Here is a 16,364-nt window from a genome sequence, read left to right on the forward strand (position 1 = left end):
GGTGTCCGTCAGATACGTTCCAGCAGGGCCGCGCGCAGGGACTCCTGCTGGTCCTCGGAGAGGGCCCCGCCGTCGTTGCATTCCAGCAGGAAGCTGTCCTCCACCTGCTCTCCGGCGGTAGCGATGCGGGCCGTGCGTACATCGATCGCGTGCTCGGCCAGGACGTGGCCGATGGTCGAGAGCAGTCCGGGTCGGTCGAGCGCGCGCAGGCGCATGCGCGTGGCCTGCCCGCCCGAGGCGGGTTCGAATTCGATCCGCGTATCGACGTCGAAATGCTTCAGGCGGCGCGGCAGCTGGCGGCTCACCGGGGTCTTTTCGCCATCGGTGCGGGCGAGTTCGTTCGCGAGGTACTGACGAATCTCGTCGCTGCGGTAGCCGGCATCCACCGTCTGGCCGCCGCCGCTCTCCAGCACCAGGAAGGTGTCCAGCGTACGGCCCCCGGCCGTGGTGATGATACGGGCGTCGACGATGTCGAGGCCCAGCTGGGTCAGTGCGCTGGTGATGCGGGCGAACAGGTAGGGATGGTCTTCGGCGTAGACGAAGATCTCGGTGCTGCCGCGCGAGGTCTTGGGGCGCACCAGGATCAGCGGCAGTTCGTCGGCCTGTAGCGGCAGCAGCGCCTGTCCGTGCCAGGCGACCTCGTCCGCCGAGTGGCGCAGGAAGTACTCGTCGTCCAGTTCGTCCCACAGGGCCTCGGCCTCGCCCGTGCCGAAGCCCCTGTCCTCGAGCAGTTGCAGGGCCTCGCCGCGGGTCTCGCGGATCTGCGCGTCCATGTTCGGGGCCGCGTCGAGCCCGCGTTCGAGCACGTTGCGCGTGGCGTGGTAGAGGGTCTGCAGCAGCGAGTCCTTCCAGCTGTTCCAAAGCTCCGGGTTGGTGCCGCGGATGTCGGCGATGGTCAGCAGGTACAGGAAGTCGAGGCGGTCGCGGGTGCGCACCTCGCGGGCGAAGGCCAGCACGACATCCGGATCGGAGATGTCCTTGCGCTGGGCGGTGAGCGACATCAGCAGGTGGGAACGCACCAGCCAGGCCACCAGCCCCGCGTCTTCGTCCGACAGGCCGTGCTGCTGGCAGAAGTGCAGGGCATCGTGGGCCCCCAGCTCCGAGTGGTCGCCGCCGCGACCCTTGGCGATGTCATGGAACAGGGCCCCCAGTACGAGCCGTTCCGGTCGTTCCAGCTCGGTGTAGATGCGGTAGGCGAGCGGCTGTTCGTGGGCGAATTCGGGCAGGGCCAGTCGGCGCGCGTTGCGCACGACGTTGAGGGTGTGCTCGTCGACCGTGTAGGCATGGAACAGGTCGTACTGCATCCGCCCGATGATGCGTCCGAAGGCCGGCAGGTAGTTGCCCAGCACGCCGTAGCGGTTCATGCGGCGCAGCTGGCTGGTAATGCCGCGGGGGGCGCGCAGGATGTCCATGAACAGGGCGCGGCAGACCGGGTTGCGGCGGAAATGACCGTCGATCAGGTGTCGGTGGGCCCGCATCAGGCGGATGGTCGACGCGCGGATGCCCTGGATCTCCGGGTGCTCCTGCAGCAGGCGAAAGACCTCCAGCAGGGCCGGCGGGTAGATCATGAAGACCTGGTCGTGTGCCGCCTCCAGATAGCCGCCGCGGACCTGGAAGCGTTGATGGATGCGGACCGGGTCCTGCAGGTCCCTGGGATCGTCGAGGATGGCTTCGTTGAAGTGCTGCAGCAGCAGTTCGTTGAGCCGCTCCAGATCGCTGATGGTGCGGAAATAGCGCTGCATGAACTGCTCGACCGCACGGTTGTGGTTCTGGTCCACGAAGCCAAAGGTGTTGGCCAGCTGGCGCTGCAGGTCGAACAGCAACCGGTCCTCGCGGCGCCCGGCCAGCATGTGCAGCGCGAAGCGTACGCGCCAGAGGAAGCTCTGGCCCTCCAGCATCTCGTGGAGTTCGCCCTCGCGCAGGAAGCCCAGCGACACCAGTTCCTCGATACGTTCGGCACCGTAGTGGCGCTTGGTCACCCAGCCGATCATCTGGATGTCGCGCAGCCCGCCCGGGCCCTCCTTCACGTTGGGTTCCAGACGGTAGCCGGTCTCGCCGAAGCGGCGGTGCCGGGCCTGTTGTTCCGCGAGCTTGGCGGCGTAGAAGCTGCGCGAGTCCCAGATGCGATCGGAGTCGATAGCGGCACGAAAATCGTTGAACAGGCCGAGATTGCCGCTCAAGTAACGCGATTCGATCAGGTTGGTCGCGACCGTGATGTCGTCGCGGGCCTCGCGGGTGCAGTCCTCGATGGTGCGCACGCTGTGGCCGACCTCGATGCCGATATCCCAGAGGAAGGTGACGAAGGCGCTGATCCGGTCGAATACCGCGCGGTCCGTGGTGCCGTCGATCACGATCTGCAGGTCGATGTCGGAGGCGGGGTGCAGCTCGCCGCGGCCGTAACCGCCGACCGCGACCAGGCACAGGCGGTCGTCGTCGGCCAGGCCCTGCTGGGCCCAGATCAGCTTGAGCATCTCGTCGATGCGCCGGGCGTGGCCGAGGATCAGGTCCTCGATCGGCATGCCGTCGCGAAAACCCTGGTACTGCTGTTCGAGGATCGCCCGCCGACGATCGCGGAACAGGCCGATGTTGCCGGGGTTGCGGCTCAGGCGCTGGTAGTCCTCGCCCCAGTCGGGCGAGAACGCCGGGGTGTCGGCCTCGTTGGGGGTGCCGCCGGCGGGCAGGGTGCTCATGGGCTCAGGCCGCGAGTTCCTGGGGTGGTGTCTCGTCCTTGCGCAGGGTCAGGATTTCGTAGCCGTCTGCGGTCACCAGCAGGGTGTGCTCCCACTGCGCGGACGGGCTGTGGTCCTTCGTGACGGCGGTCCAGCCGTCGGCGAGGATCCGGGTATGCCGGCGCCCGGCATTGATCATCGGCTCGATGGTGAAGCACATGCCTTCTTCGAGCTTCAGCCCGGTACCCGGCTTGCCGTAGTGCAGTACCTGCGGATCTTCGTGGAAGCCGCGCCCGATACCGTGGCCGCAGAACTCGCGCACCACCGAGCAGCGCTGGCTTTCCGCGTAGGTCTGGATGGCGTGCCCGATGTCGCCCAGCGTGGCGCCAGGACGCACCTGCTGGATACCCAGATACATGCTGGTGCGGGCGACGTCGATCACGCGCTGCCCCTGGATGCTGGGCTTGCCGATTACGAACATGCGGCTGGTGTCGCCATGAAAGCCGTTCTTGATCACCGTGATGTCGATATTGAGGATGTCGCCGTTTTTCAGCTTGCGGTCACCCGGGATGCCGTGACACACCTGATGGTTGACCGAAGTGCAGATCGACTTGGGAAAGCCCCGGTAATTGAGCGGCGCCGGGATCGCGCCCTGGGTGTTGACGATGTAGTCGTGGCAGATGCGGTCCAGCTCGCCGGTGGTGACCCCGGCCTGCACATGCGGCTCGATCATCTCCAGCACCTCGGCGGCCAGGCGGCCGGCGACGCGCATGTGTTCAATCTCTTCGGGGGTCTTGATGGTTACGGACATGGGGGCTCCGGTCGAGACCTGTGAGGGGTGTCGCGCGGTGGCTTTCGGAGCCCGCGACACGGCGCCATACAGGGCCCGGATAGTTGGTTCGAGTCAGCCACCTATGCTATAAAGCGCGCGCCTCGCTGGCAATTCGGCGGGGCTGGGAAGCGGTCGGCAGTCGGCGGCTTCGCGAACCTTTAATCCACACACGCATCGACACGGTCTGTCGGGTGCCCGCCAGGAGGCTTTGGTCTCGTGCTCGGGTTTCAGATCGGGATGCGTGGAGGCTCAACCCGTTACAGGAGAAACCTTATGTCCCTCGTGACCATGCGACAGATGCTGGAAGCCGGTGTGCACTTCGGCCACCAGACCCGCTACTGGCATCCCAAGATGGCCCCGTACATTTTCGGGGAACGCAACAAGATTCATATCATCAACCTCGAGAAGTCCCTGCCGATGTTCAACGATGCGTTGAACTTCCTCGGCAAGATCGCCGCGGACGGTGGCAAGATCATGTTCGTCGGGACCAAGCGTTCGGCGCGTGAAGTGGTTGGTGAAGAGGCGCGCCGTTGCGGCATGCCGTACGTCTCCCACCGCTGGCTGGGCGGCATGCTGACCAACTTCAGCACGGTCAAGCAGTCGATCAAGCGCCTGAAGGACCTGGAGACCATGGACGCGGATGGCAGCTTCGAGGTGCTGAACAAGCGCGAAGCGCTGACCCGCCGCCGCGAGAAGGACAAGCTCGAACGCAGCCTGGGCGGCATCAAGGACATGAACCGCATGCCCGACGCGATGTTCGTGATCGACGTCGGCTACGAGAAGATCGCGGTGGCCGAGGCCAAGAAGCGCGGTATTCCGGTCGTTGCGGTGGTCGATTCCAATCACTCGCCGGAAGGCGTGGACTACGTGATTCCCGGCAACGATGACGCGATGCGCGCGATCCAGCTGTACGTGGCGGCCATCGCCGATACGATCATCGAGGCCAAGGGCGCGGTATCCACCGGTGGCGTGTCCGAGGACGAGTTCGCGGGTGCAGACACCGCGACCGACGGCGGTTCCGAATCGAGTGAAGCGGCCCCGGCCAACCCGGCCTGAACCCGCTGCGGGCCCGGGGTGCGTGATCGCGACCGGGCCGACTGAACCAGGGGCCGGCTGCGGATGGCTGCGCAGCCGGCCTGATTGACGAATTTTTCAGGAGTACATCCCGATGCAGATTACTGCTGCTCAAGTGAAAGAACTGCGCGAGCGCACCGGCGCCGGCATGATGGAATGCAAGAAGGCACTGACCGAGACCGGCGGTGACCTTGAGGCCGCCGTGGAGGCCATGCGCAAGTCCGGTATGGCGAAGGCGGACAAGAAGGCCGGCCGTGTCGCCGCCGAGGGTCGCGTCGAGATCGTCACCGAGGGCAACAAGGCCGTGCTGGTGGAGATCAACTGCGAGACCGACTTCGTCGGTAACGACGACAACTTCCGTGCCTTTGCTGCACAGTGCGCCCAGGTTGCGCTGAGCTCTGGCGCGGCCGATGTGGAAGGCCTGATGGCGGAATCCGTCGATGGTCAGACCCTCGAGGAACACCGGACCCAGCTGATCGCGAAGGTTGGCGAGAACGTCCAGGTGCGCCGTTTCGATCGTCTGGAGGCCGCGGACGCCCTGGGCTTTTACCAGCACGGCGCCCGGATTGGCGTGGTGGTCAGCCTGAAAGGGGGCGACGAGGCCCTGGCAAAGGACGTGGCCATGCATATCGCCGCCTCCAAGCCGGTGTGCGTGGATGAATCCGGCGTGCCGCAGGATCTGCTCGACAAGGAGCGGGCGATCTTCAAGGCGCAGGCCGAGGAGTCCGGCAAGCCGGAAAACATCATCGAGAAGATGATCGAAGGCCGCATTCGCAAGTATCTCGGCGAGATCACCCTGGTCGGCCAGCCGTTTGTGAAGGATCCCGACCAGACCGTTGGCCAGCTTCTGGAATCGAAGGGTGCCTCGGTGACCGGTTTCCTGCGCTACGAGGTGGGCGAAGGCATCGAGAAGAAAAAAGAGAACTTTGCCGAAGAAGTGATGGCGCAGGCCCGCGGGGCCTGATTCGCCGGATCGCTTTGGCGTAGACTCCCGGTGCGGGCGCGGGCCGCGCTCGTACCGGACCCCGGCCGGCATCCGGCTATACACATGGCAGGCGCAGGACCCGAGCCCGATAAAGGAGCCCAATGAGTCAGGACAGGCAACCCGCGTACAGGCGCATCCTTCTGAAGTTGAGCGGGGAGGCCCTGATGGGGCAGCAATCCTACGGGGTGGACCCGGATGTCCTGGCGCAGGTCGCCGAAGAGGTGTCGGAACTCTCGAGCATGGGTGTCGAGGTCGGCATCGTGATCGGAGGCGGCAATATCTTCCGTGGCGCCGGACTTGCCCAGGGGGGCATGGATCGGGTCACGGGCGACCACATGGGCATGCTGGCGACGGTGATCAATGCCCTGGCGATTCAGGATGCGATCGAGCGCGCGGGGCGGTTCTCCCGCGTGATGTCGGCCATCCGCATCAATCAGGTCTGCGAAGACTATATTCGGCGTCGGGCCGTGCGCCATCTGGAGAAGGGCCGGATCGTGGTGTTCGCCGCGGGGACCGGTAACCCGTTCTTCACTACGGATTCCGCCGCGGCGCTGCGCGCCATCGAGATCAACGCCGAGTTGATGATCAAGGCCACCAAGGTGGACGGGGTCTATGATTCGGACCCCATGACGCGCAAGGATGCACGGCGCTTTGAGCGCCTGACGTTCGACGATGCGCTGGAGCGCCGGCTGGGCGTGATGGACACGACCGCGCTGGTCATGTGCCGCGATAACGGCCTGCCGATCCGCGTGATGAACATGTTTGCAAAAGGGGACCTCCGGCGGCTGGTGATGGGCGAGCCGGTGGGCACCCTGGTCGAGGGATCCCGAGATGACTGAAGCCACCATCAAGGATGCACGCGAGCGCATGGACAAGAGCGTCGAGGCGCTGCGCCACGAGTTGGCCAAGATTCGGACGGGGCGTGCGCACCCCAGTCTGCTCGAGCATGTGCATGTCGAATACTACGGGATGGAAGTCCCGATCAATCAGGTCGCGAATATCAATGCCGAGGACTCGCGCACGCTGGCGGTAGTGCCCTACGAGAAGGACATGGTGGCCAAGGTGGAGAAGGCGATCATGACCTCGGACCTGGGTCTGAATCCGGCCAGCATGGGTACGGTGATCCGGGTGCCGTTGCCGGCACTGACGGAAGAGCGGCGCCGTGACCTGGTGAAGGTGGTCCGGGCCGAGGCCGAGAATGCGCGTGTCGCGATACGCAATATTCGGCGCGACGCCAACAACACGTTCAAGCAGGCGGTGAAGGACAAGGAGATCTCGGAAGACGACGAGCACAAGGCACAGGAACAGGTGCAAAAGCTCACCGATGATCACATTGCGAAGATCGATGCACTGCTTGAGGACAAGGAAGCCGAGTTGATGGAAGTCTGACCGGCCACCTCCCCATGCCGGTTACCCCCACCACCGACCCCGTGCTCCCCGGTCACGTTGCGATCATCATGGATGGCAACGGGCGCTGGGCCCAGGCGCGTGGGCTGGATCGTTCCGCAGGGCATCGCGAAGGCCTGGAGGCCACGCGCAGGGCCGTGCGCTTCTATGCCGAGCACGGGATTCGCACGCTGACGCTGTTCGCATTCAGCAGCGAGAACTGGGGACGCCCTCGGACCGAAGTCGAGGCACTCTTCGAACTCTTCGTTTCGGCGATCGAGGCGGAGCTTCCCGAGCTGGTGGAACGTGGCATTCAGCTGCGTTTCATCGGTGATCGCGCGACTTTCCCCCCAACCTTGCAGGGTCGGATGACGGAGGCCGAGGAGGCCACGGCCGGCAACGATGGCATGTGTCTGGTGGTGGCCCTGGGGTATGGGGGTCGCTGGGACATCCTTCAGGCCGCCGAGCGATGGATGGCGAAAGGCGGGCCGGAGGCCGATGGCGATCCCGAGGTCGCCTTTGCGTCCGAGTTGAGCACCGCCGGGCTGGCCGATGTGGACCTGTTGATTCGTACTGGCGGGGAACAGCGCATCAGCAACTTCCTGCTGTGGCAGGCGGCCTACGCCGAAGTCCTGTTTATCGAAACCTACTGGCCGGATGTGGGCGAGAGCGACTTCGACCGCAGTCTGGCCTGGTATGGCCGACGGCAGCGACGTTTTGGCCGTGTGCCCGCTGGGCACCGTGCCCCAAGCGAGGCCTCCGGTGCTTAAGACCCGAGTGGCGACAGCCGCGGCCGTCGGCCTGCCCGCACTGGCGCTGATCGCATTCGGCCCGAACTGGGCGGTGCTGGCCCTGATTGCTGCAGTGACGGGCCTGGCCGCCTGGGAATGGGGCGAGCTGACTGGTCTGCATGCGGCCTGGGAACGCGCGGTACTGGCGCTGCTGGTTGTGGTGCCGCTGGCAGCACTGGGGATGACGCTGGCGCAGCCGCTGCATCTTCTGGTCCTCATGTTTGCGGTCTTGTGGTGGCTGCTGATTGTGTTGGCCCTGCCGTTTTACCGCCCGGGGGACGGCGGGCGCGGTCCGCGGCCCAAACTGTTGACGGTCGCCGCGGTGCTGGCGCTGGTACCGTCCGGGATGTCCCTGGTCTGGCTGCACGCGCTGGCGCCCTGGCTGGTGGTCTACCTCATCGTCCTGGTGGGCTTCGCTGATACCGGGGCCTACTTCGCCGGGAAGGCCTTCGGGCGCAGTCCCCTGGCACCCGATATCAGCCCGGGGAAGACCCGCGAGGGCCTGCTCGGGGGGCTGGTCGCCGTACTGGCCCTGTCCGTGGTGGTAGCCGGGATCTGGGGGCTGGTGCCCATGGATGCGTTGGTATTCGTTCTGCTGTCGGTGCTGATTGCGCTGGTGTCGGTGGTGGGAGACCTGTTCGAGAGTATCCTCAAGCGCCAGGCGGGCGCCAAGGACAGCGGTTCCTTGCTACCCGGCCACGGGGGTATTCTGGATCGGGTCGACAGCCTGATTGCGGCGGCCCCGATCTTTCTCGCCGGACTACTGTGGCTGGCCTTGTTGCCCGTCCCTGGGCCCGCGGCATGAAAACTCGCAGGTGTAGCACGTTATGACCCCCATGCGGATCACCATCCTCGGTTCCACTGGCAGCATCGGCGTCAGTACGCTGGATGTGGTGTCACGCCAGCCCGACCGCTTCCAGGTCCATGCGCTGACCGCGCATCACAATGTCGAGCGCCTGAAGGCACAGTGCCTGGAGGTGCAGCCCCGGATCGCCGTGGTGGCGGAGGCGTCGGCCGCGGCCCAGCTCCAGCGCGAGCTGGAAGAGGCCGGTTGCACGACCGAGGTGCGGGCAGGGCCGGAGGCCCTGGCCGAGGTGGCGGCGGCGCCGGAGGTGGACGCGGTAATGGCGGCCATAGTCGGGGCGGCCGGACTCCTGCCGACCCTCGCCGCGGCCGAGGCAGGCAAGCGCGTACTCCTCGCCAACAAGGAGGCGCTGGTGATGTCCGGTGCGTTGCTGATCGAGGCCGTGCGCCGTTCCGGTGCCTGTCTGCTGCCAATCGACAGCGAACACAATGCCATTTTCCAGTGCCTGCCCACCGGTTACGTCTGTGCCGATGCGGTGACCCCGCACGGCGTCGAGCGGATCTGGCTGACCGCCTCCGGCGGCCCGTTCCGGGACCGTCCGCTCGACACCTTCGGCGGCATTACGCCGGATGAGGCCTGCGCCCATCCGAACTGGGAAATGGGACGCAAGATCTCGGTCGACTCCGCCACCATGATGAACAAGGGCCTGGAGGTGATCGAGGCGTGCTGGCTGTTTGCGGTGGAGCCATCAGCGATACAGGTGGTGCTGCACCCGCAAAGCATCGTGCATTCGATGGTGGCCTACAACGATGGTTCGGTCCTTGCGCAGATGGGCAACCCCGACATGCGCACACCGATCGCGCATGCGCTGGCCTGGCCCGATCGGGTGGGCTCCGGGGTCTCGGCACTGGATTTGCTGAGCGTAGGCCCGCTGGAGTTCCGCGAGCCGGAAAGCGAGCGGTTCCCCGCACTGGGGCTGGCCTACCGTGCCATGGAGCGGGGCGGTACGGCCACAGCGGTACTGAATGCGGCAAACGAGGTGGCGGTCGATGCCTTCCTCTCGGGTCGGCTGGCCTTCAGTGACATCGCGGTGGTGATCGAGCGCACGCTGGAGGGCCAGCCGACGCAGGCAGCCGATTCCCTCGAGCGCGTGCTGGCCGCTGATGCCGAGGCGCGCGCCCATGCCGGCCACGAGATCGGGCGTCTGCAGCGCCAGGCAGTGTCATGACGCTGTTGACCAGCCTGCTGGCGTTCGCTGTGGCCATCGGCGTGCTGGTCACCGTACACGAGTACGGGCATTACCTGGCGGCGCGCGCGATGGGGGTCAAGGTGCTGCGCTTCTCCGTCGGCTTCGGACGCCCCTTGCTCAGCCGCCGGTTCGGGCGGGATCGCACCGAGTTTGTCGTGGCGGCGCTGCCCCTTGGGGGGTATGTGAAGATGCTCGACGAGCGCGAGGGTGAAGTGGCGCCCGAGGAGCGCGACCGGGCCTTCAACAACAAGGGGCTCAAGGCGCGCACCTTCATTGTGTCCGCGGGGCCGCTGGCGAACTTCCTGTTTGCCATGGTCGCCTACGCTGCCATGTTCATGATTGGCGTGGGCGGTGTACGTGCGGTGGTTGGCGAGGTTACCCCGGAGAGCCCGGCGGCCGTGGCCGGGCTGGAGCGCGGCGAGGAGATTGTCGCGATCGATGGGCGCTCCGTGCAGGATTGGGAGCAGACCAATCTGCGCCTGCTTGACCATGCCGTTCGGGGTGATACGGTGCCGGTTCTCGTGCGCGACCGCGACGGCCGCGAGGTGGAGCGTGCGCTGGATCTGAGCGACCGTCAGGCAATCCTGGGACGGGGCCAGTTCCTGGAGCAGGTAGGGCTGGCGCCTTATCGCCCGGCATTGGAGCCGCGGATTGGCCAGGTGGAGTCCGGGAGCCCGGCAGCGGCAGCGGGGTTCGAGGCCGGTGACCGGATTGTCGCGGTGGACGGCGATGCGATCGACGACTGGAATGACTGGGTGCGTCGTATCCAGGCCAGCCCGGAGCGTGAACAAGTCGTTCGTGTGGAGCGCGATGGCCAGGCGGTCGAGTTGCGGGTGACCCCGGAGGCGGTCGCCATCAATGACGAGACCATTGGACGCATTGGCGCCGGGGTCGATCCGGATCAGCCGGCGATGCGCGAGATGGCGGTGCTGGTGCGCCAGGGTCCCGTGGAGGCACTGGGTTCGGGAGTGGTCCGTACCTGGGATGTCTCGATCCTGACGGTGGGTATCCTGTGGCGCATGGTGACCGGCGAGGCGTCGGTCAAAAACATCAGCGGACCGGTTACCATAGCCGAGTTTGCGGGCACCACGGCAGTGATCGGGATTTCGGCCTTTCTCGGATTCCTGGCGCTGGTAAGTGTGTCGCTGGGGATCATCAACCTGCTGCCGATCCCGCTGCTGGATGGTGGCCACCTGCTGTATTACGCAGTGGAGGCGGTAAAAGGGAGTCCGGTGTCCGAGCGCGCCCAGATCATCGGGCAGCAGTTCGGTATCCTCGCGATCGCCGCATTGATGTTGCTGGCCCTCTACAACGATTTGACACGTCTGTTCGGGTGAGCCCGAAACAGCCCTTTTGATTGGCGGAAAGCATGTCGCGAAACAGCTTGAGAGCAGTGGCCCTGGTTGGCCTCATGGGTCTGGCGGGTACGGCCTGGGGACAGACCTACCAGATCGAGGACATCGAGATCGAGGGGCTGGAGCGGATTACCGCGGGCACCGCACTGAGCTATCTGCCAGTCGAAGTAGGCGACACCTTCGATGAAAGCCAGAGCCCGGAGCTCATCCGCGAGATGTTCCAGACGGGGTTCTTCGATGACGTGGAGATCGCCCGGCGCGGTGATGTGCTGGTGGTGATTGTGTCCGAGCGCCCGGCGATCAACCAGATCAACTTTTCCGGGAACCGCGACATCCCGGACGAAGGGCTGCGCGAGGCGCTGGAGTCGGCCGGGCTGCGCAGCGGCCGCGTATTCAACCGGACAATGCTGGACCGGATCGAGAGCGAACTGCGTCAGCAGTATTTCGCGCGCGGGCGCTACAACGTCGAGGTGGATGTCGAGATCATCGACCTGCCGCGCAATCGCGTGGATATCGAGATCGACATCGCCGAGGGCCCGGTGGCCCGCATCCAGCAGGTCAACGTGGTCGGCAACGAAAGCTTTACCGATCGCGACCTGACCCGCGGCTTCGAGTCGGGCGTGCCCCGCTGGTGGGCCTTCTTCAGCCGCCGGGATCATTATTCCCGCGAGAAGCTGTCGGGTGATCTCGAGCAGCTGCGTTCGCACTATCTGGACGAGGGTTTCCTCGAATTCGACATCGATTCGACCCAGGTCACGCTTACGCCCGACCGCCGGGACCTGTTCATCACCATTAACGTGGACGAGGGGGAGCGCTACACGGTCACCGGCTTCGACCTGGCTGGCGACTTCGTGGTGTCGCAGGAGGAGCTCGAGGAACTGGTCGATGTGGATGTCGGCGAGCCCTTCTCGCGCAGTCAGGTGACGGAGTCCGCCGAGCGCATCACGAACCGTCTGATGCAGGACGGCTACGCCTTTGCCAACGTGAACCCGGTACCGGATGTCGACGAGGACAGTCGCGAGGTCGAAATCACGTTCTTCATCGACCCGGGCCCGCGCGTCTATGTACGCCGCATTCAGATCACCGGGAACGAGAACACCGAGGAGCGCGTCTATCGCCGCGAACTGCGGCAGATGGAGAGCTCCTGGTACAACGGGGCCCTGATCGAGCGCTCCCGTGTGCGGCTGCAGCGCCTGCCGTTCGTGCAGAGCGTGAACGTGGAGACGCAGCGGGTGCCGGGAACCGATGACGAGGTCGACCTCAATATCACGGTCACCGAGCAGCAGTCGGGCGCTCTCACGCTTGGGGCGGGCTTCTCGCAGAACCAGGGACTGTTGCTGACCGCGGGGCTGCAGCAGGACAACTTCCTGGGGACCGGCAATCGCTTCAATGCGGAGGTCAGTACCAGCCGGGTGAACCAGATCTTCCGCATGAGCGTGACCAACCCGCACTACACCCCGGCGGGTGCGAGCCGTGGCTTTTCCGTGTTCTACCGGAAGATCGACGCCGAGGAGGCGAACATCTCCCGTTACTCCTCGAATCGCTACGGGTTTGATGTCAGCTACGGGATCCCGCTGTCGGAGTTCGACCGCATCCGGATCGTGCCCGGCTTCGAACATATCGATATCGACACGGTCGACCGTGATGGACGGCGGGGGAGCCCGGACGAGATCTTCGCCGAGGTCGACGAATTCGGCAGCTCCGCGAATTTCTACAAGATCGAGACCAGCTACATCCACGACACCCGGGACAGCACCACGTTCGCGACCCAGGGACGTCGCCATCGCGTTGGCCTGGAACTCGCGATCCCCGGCAGTGATCGAGAGTTCTACAAGCTGACCTATTCGGGCGAGGAGATCTTCCGGCTGTCGGATCGCTATTCGTTCAGTCTTTCGGGCGGGATCGCCTATGCGGATGGCTACGGCGGGTCCGAGCTGCCGTTCTATGAACGGTTGTTCGCCGGCGGAATCCGGTCGGTGCGTGGCTACGAGGACAATCGCCTCGGCGACCAGCGCGAGCTGCGCGAGTTCGATGGCGAGCTGAGAAACGCGACACGTGATTCCAACGACGACCCGTATGGCGGGCGCTTCCGCACCACGATATCCGGGGAACTGTTCTACCCGATGCCGTTCGCGGCCGACAACGATGCGGTGCGCATGAGTACCTTCGTCGATGCGGGTAATGTATTCAACGATCCCGGCGACTGGGATGCCGGTGAGCTGCGGGCCTCCGCAGGGTTTGCCATTACCTGGTTCTCGCCGGTGGGGCCGCTGAGCTTCAGCGTGGCGGAGCCGCTGAACGACCAGCCGGAAGACGATATTCAGCGCTTCCAGTTCCTGCTGGGGGCATCCTTCTGAGTGTGAGGAGCAAGGGCATGAGTCAGCGCAGTGGGACCATGAAGGGCGGCGTCTCCCTCGCGCTGTCCGCCGTGCTGTTGCTGGCTGGCTGGCTGGCGCTCCCGGCACAGGCGGGGGCCCAGAACGTCGCGTTCGTGACGATGAACCGTATCCTGGAGGATTCGCCGCAGGCCGAGCAGGCCATGCGCGAACTGGAACGGGAGTTCTCGCCGCGTGACGCGGAACTGGTGGCCGAGCGCGAAGAGCTGCAGCGCATGCGCGATCAGCTGGAGCGCGACGGGGACATGATGGACCCCTCCGACCGGGCCGATCTGGAGCGCGAGTTTTCCCAGCGTTCGCGGGAGTTCCGTCGCGCACAGGAGAGCTTCAGCGAGGATCTGAACGTGCGCCGCAACGAAGAGCTTTCCCGGCTGCAGCGGCGAATCAACGATGCCATCGTGGAACTGGCGCGCGAACGCGAAATCGACGTCATCCTGACCGAACGCAACGTGCTCTACGCCAGTGACCGGGTCGACATCACGGACGATATCCTTGCCGCAATGCAGCGCGACGACTGAGCGGGCGATCACCGCCGGGGAGCTGGCCGAGTATCTGGCCGGCGAGCTCGACGGTTCGGCCGATATCCCGCTGCGGGGTCTGGCGACACTCGCCCAAGCCGGGCCGGCGGATGTGGCCTTTGTCGCGGATCCACAACGCTACCGCGATGCGCTGGAAGCGACCGCAGCCGGCTGCGTCCTGGTGCCCAGGTCGGGCACCGGGGCCTTGAGGACGCCCGTGCGTGCGTGGATTGCCGTCGATGATCCCTATCGCGCCTACGGGCAGGCGTCACGCTGGTTTGGTGCCGGGCGCCGCGAGGTGTCCCCCGGTGTCGATCCGAGTGCGCGTGTGCATCCGGATGCCCGTATTGCCGCCGATGCGGAGGTGGGGCCCGGTGTGGTGATTGGCGCCGGTTGCCGGATCGGTGCGGGCGTGGTGATTGGCGCAAACAGTGTGCTGGGCGCGCGCGTCGAGCTGGGGGAAGGGAGCTATCTGCATCCCCGAGTCAGCCTGCTGGATGACGTGAAAGTGGGCAGGCGCGCAATCATCCACAGTGGGGCCGTGCTGGGTGCGGATGGCTTCGGGTTCGCGCCGACGCCCGATGCGACCTGGGAAAAGATCGAGCAGCTGGGCGATGTGCGTGTGGGCGACGATGTGGAGATCGGAGCGAATTCCACCATCGACCGAGGGGCGCTGGAGTCCACGCGGATCGGCAACGGGGTCAAGATCGACAACCTGGTTCATGTTGCCCATAACGTTCAGATTGGCGACCATACCGCCATTGCCGGATGCGTGGGCATTGCGGGCAGCGCTCGGATCGGTGCGCATTGTGCCATTGGCGGCGGGGTGGGGATTCTCGGCCATCTGGCCATTGCGGACCGGGTCACGCTGCACGCGATGACACTCGTCACGCGCTCGATAGATCGGCCTGGTGAATATGCATCCGGCGTCCCTCACCAGGAGGCCCGGTTGTGGAATCGGATGCTGGCGCGACTGCGTCGGCTCGCCCGAACCCGGGGTGCATGATCCTGCCGGCGTTGTAGTCTCGGCTAATCAGAACCAACAACAAAGGAATGCCGCGTGGATGATTTCAACGTCCAGGAGATCATGCGTTATCTGCCGCATCGATATCCGTTTCTCATGGTCGACCGGGTGCTGGAATGGGAAGCCGGTTCGTACCTGGCCGGTATCAAGAACGTCAGCATCAACGAGCCCTATTTCCAGGGGCATTTTCCGGTCAAGCCGGTGATGCCGGGAGTACTGATCCTCGAGGCACTGGCTCAGGCCACGGGGCTGCTGGCGTTCAAGACCGAAGAGGCGCGCAACGAGAACCAGGACAAGCAGCAGCTTTATCTGTTTGTGGGGATCGACGAGGCACGTTTCCGGCGTCAGGTAGTGCCCGGCGACCAGCTGCACCTGCGCGTGGATCTCAAGCGCACGGTGCGCGGCATCTGGCGCTTCGATGCGGTTGCCCGCGTGGGCGACGACGTCTGTGCCAACGCCCAGCTGATGTGCTCGGGGCAGGAAATTCCCTCGTGATCGACCCGCGGGCCGAAGTACACCCGAGTGCGGAGCTCGACTCCTCGGTCGAGGTGGGGCCATTCAGCGTCATTGGCCCGAATGTCCGGATCGGGGGCGGTACCCGAGTCGGGCCGCATGTGGTGATCCGCGGTCCGACCGAGATTGGACGCGACAACCGCATCTTTCAGTTCTCCTCGATCGGGGAGGAGCCGCAGGATACCAGCTACAAGGGCGAGCCCACGCGGCTGGTGATCGGGGATCGCAACGTGATCCGCGAATCGGTCACGCTGCACCGGGGCACGGAGAAGGGCCTGGGCGAGACCGTGATCGGGCATGACAACCTGATCATGGCCTATGTGCATATCGCGCACGACTGCACCATCGGCAGCAAGATTATTTTCTCCAACGCGACCTCGCTGGCCGGTCATGTCGAGATCCAGGACAACGTGACGCTGGGTGGCTTTACCCTGGTGCATCAGTTCTGCCGTGTGGGCACCTTTGCCTTCACCAGTATGGGGGCGGCGCTGAACCGGGACCTCCCGCCCTACTGCCTGGCCAGCGGCAACTACGCACGGCTGATCGGGATCAACAAGATCGGGTTGCGCCGCAATGGCTTCTCCAACGAGGCGATTCAGGCGCTGCATCGCGTGTTCATCCTGGGCATGCGTGGTCGTGCCGGGCGTGAACGGCACCTGGAGACGATGTTCGACGAGACGGACGTCCCGGAGGTGCGCAACCTGATCGGCTTCGTGCGCGACAGCCAGCGCGGGATCCTGCGCGGAGGGCGGCCGCACTGACACCCG

Annotated in this window: 15 protein-coding genes; 13 read left to right on the forward strand and 2 right to left on the reverse strand. The window is 65.2% G+C overall.

Features of this window, described 5'->3' with window-relative positions:
* Window positions 1-8 precede the first annotated feature (8 nt).
* Window positions 9-2,690, reverse strand: coding sequence for a [protein-PII] uridylyltransferase (gene glnD / locus G372_RS0111835; RefSeq protein WP_019624391.1), 2,682 nt, complete (start codon window positions 2,688-2,690; stop codon window positions 9-11).
* A 4-nt stretch (window positions 2,691-2,694) separates the two neighbouring features.
* Complete coding sequence (map, locus tag G372_RS0111840) at window positions 2,695-3,480, reverse strand: type I methionyl aminopeptidase (protein WP_018864508.1); 786 nt, start codon at window positions 3,478-3,480, stop codon at window positions 2,695-2,697.
* 294 nt (window positions 3,481-3,774) lie between these two features.
* Here map and rpsB point away from each other — a divergent pair, with 294 nt between their 5' ends.
* From rpsB to lpxA, 13 genes are all read left to right on the forward strand, one after another.
* Window positions 3,775-4,557 (forward strand): 30S ribosomal protein S2, encoded by a 783-nt coding sequence (gene rpsB, locus G372_RS0111845; RefSeq protein ID WP_019624390.1) that lies wholly within the window; start codon window positions 3,775-3,777, stop codon window positions 4,555-4,557.
* 112 nt (window positions 4,558-4,669) lie between these two features.
* Complete coding sequence (gene tsf / locus G372_RS0111850) at window positions 4,670-5,539, forward strand: translation elongation factor Ts (RefSeq protein WP_026279036.1); 870 nt, start codon at window positions 4,670-4,672, stop codon at window positions 5,537-5,539.
* Between the two features lie 122 nt (window positions 5,540-5,661).
* On the forward strand, window positions 5,662-6,399 hold the full coding sequence (pyrH, locus tag G372_RS0111855) for a UMP kinase (protein WP_019624389.1): 738 nt from the start codon (window positions 5,662-5,664) through the stop codon (window positions 6,397-6,399).
* A complete protein-coding gene (frr, locus tag G372_RS0111860) occupies window positions 6,392-6,949 on the forward strand; it encodes a ribosome recycling factor (protein ID WP_019624388.1) in 558 nt (185 codons plus the stop codon). The genes pyrH and frr overlap by 8 nt, the downstream gene beginning before the upstream one ends.
* A 14-nt stretch (window positions 6,950-6,963) precedes the next feature.
* Window positions 6,964-7,716: a polyprenyl diphosphate synthase gene (gene uppS / locus G372_RS0111865; RefSeq protein WP_019624387.1), complete on the forward strand. Its 753-nt coding sequence runs from the start codon at window positions 6,964-6,966 to the stop codon at window positions 7,714-7,716.
* A complete protein-coding gene (locus G372_RS0111870; protein ID WP_026340399.1) occupies window positions 7,709-8,542 on the forward strand; it encodes a phosphatidate cytidylyltransferase in 834 nt (277 codons plus the stop codon). The genes uppS and G372_RS0111870 overlap by 8 nt, the downstream gene beginning before the upstream one ends.
* Window positions 8,543-8,564: 22 nt before the next feature.
* Window positions 8,565-9,770, forward strand: a complete 1,206-nt coding sequence (ispC, locus tag G372_RS0111875) for a 1-deoxy-D-xylulose-5-phosphate reductoisomerase (RefSeq protein WP_019624385.1) — start codon at window positions 8,565-8,567, stop codon at window positions 9,768-9,770.
* Window positions 9,767-11,128, forward strand: a complete 1,362-nt coding sequence (gene rseP, locus G372_RS0111880) for an RIP metalloprotease RseP (RefSeq protein WP_018864500.1) — start codon at window positions 9,767-9,769, stop codon at window positions 11,126-11,128. Before ispC ends, rseP begins: the two co-directional genes overlap by 4 nt.
* Before the next feature lie 32 nt (window positions 11,129-11,160).
* Window positions 11,161-13,503: an outer membrane protein assembly factor BamA gene (gene bamA / locus G372_RS0111885; protein WP_038070587.1), complete on the forward strand. Its 2,343-nt coding sequence runs from the start codon at window positions 11,161-11,163 to the stop codon at window positions 13,501-13,503.
* A 17-nt stretch (window positions 13,504-13,520) separates the two neighbouring features.
* Complete coding sequence (locus G372_RS0111890) at window positions 13,521-14,060, forward strand: OmpH/Skp family outer membrane protein (protein ID WP_018864498.1); 540 nt, start codon at window positions 13,521-13,523, stop codon at window positions 14,058-14,060.
* The gene (gene lpxD / locus G372_RS0111895) at window positions 14,035-15,066 is read left to right on the forward strand and encodes a UDP-3-O-(3-hydroxymyristoyl)glucosamine N-acyltransferase (protein ID WP_019624383.1); all 1,032 of its coding nucleotides are present in this window, start codon (window positions 14,035-14,037) and stop codon (window positions 15,064-15,066) included. Before G372_RS0111890 ends, lpxD begins: the two co-directional genes overlap by 26 nt.
* A gap of 54 nt (window positions 15,067-15,120) precedes the next feature.
* Window positions 15,121-15,579: a 3-hydroxyacyl-ACP dehydratase FabZ gene (gene fabZ, locus G372_RS0111900; protein WP_018864496.1), complete on the forward strand. Its 459-nt coding sequence runs from the start codon at window positions 15,121-15,123 to the stop codon at window positions 15,577-15,579.
* Window positions 15,576-16,358, forward strand: a complete 783-nt coding sequence (gene lpxA / locus G372_RS0111905) for an acyl-ACP--UDP-N-acetylglucosamine O-acyltransferase (RefSeq protein ID WP_019624382.1) — start codon at window positions 15,576-15,578, stop codon at window positions 16,356-16,358. The genes fabZ and lpxA overlap by 4 nt, the downstream gene beginning before the upstream one ends.
* Window positions 16,359-16,364 lie beyond the last annotated feature (6 nt).

The organism is Thioalkalivibrio thiocyanoxidans ARh2, assembly GCF_000385215.1.
Taxonomy (GTDB): Bacteria; Pseudomonadota; Gammaproteobacteria; order Ectothiorhodospirales; family Ectothiorhodospiraceae; genus Thioalkalivibrio; species Thioalkalivibrio thiocyanoxidans.